The following is a 680-nucleotide window of genomic DNA, read 5'->3' on the forward strand; positions in this document are numbered from 1 at the left end:
AAGGGCCGGGGAATTTCATTCGGCCCATATTCTCTTTATTGCTGTGCGAAATCAGACTATTACGGCTCAAACGGGCGTCTCTGGAACTGGTCATGACCACATTTCGGGCATAGCGTCAGCACTTCCGGTGTGTAGATCGGGAGATGGAAGTGACATTTCTCGCAGACCAGATTTCCCAGCCCGACCACTTCTCCGCTGTGATAAACCCCATGATGATTGAGGTCCTGGAAAACTTCGCGCCATTCAAGCTGCGTTTTATCGGTGATGTCTGCCAGCTCCTGCCACAAGCTTTCTTTAATCACCCGCATAAAGACGCTGTCAGATTCTTCTTTCAGGCTCTCTTCATAGCTCATAGCGAACTCTTCCAGGTCACGTCTGACAGCTCGCGTCAGCTCATCGACCTCGGTTCGCGTTAACTCCCCTGTTTTTATTACGCGCTCGCGCGCCTGTTCCACCAGTGCGTCGATATCACGTTCGCCATTGCGCAGGCGTTCGCTCAGTGACGCGACCAGTTCACGGTAATATTGAGCAACCTTGTTCATCATTTCGCCTCCGGTGTGGTTAATGTCTTCTGATAATAGACCTTATTCCTCCCCCGCTGTGTCTGACAAGCCACAGAGTCGCGAAATAATCAGCGCGGCTTTTGCCGATGTTAATGTGCGAAAGGCTGTTTTGACGGG

The 680-nt window shown here is 51.5% G+C and carries 1 protein-coding gene; it reads right to left on the reverse strand.

All coding sequences use genetic code 11. The features are described 5' to 3' along the window. Window positions 1–59: 59 nt before the first annotated feature. Complete coding sequence (locus ACS8YF_RS19765) at window positions 60–542, reverse strand: zinc ribbon-containing protein (RefSeq protein ID WP_001044880.1); 483 nt, start codon at window positions 540–542, stop codon at window positions 60–62. Between the last annotated feature and the right edge of the window lie 138 nt (window positions 543–680).

This window comes from Salinisphaera sp. SWV1 (genome assembly GCF_052044155.1).
GTDB lineage: Bacteria > Pseudomonadota > Gammaproteobacteria > Nevskiales > Salinisphaeraceae > Salinisphaera.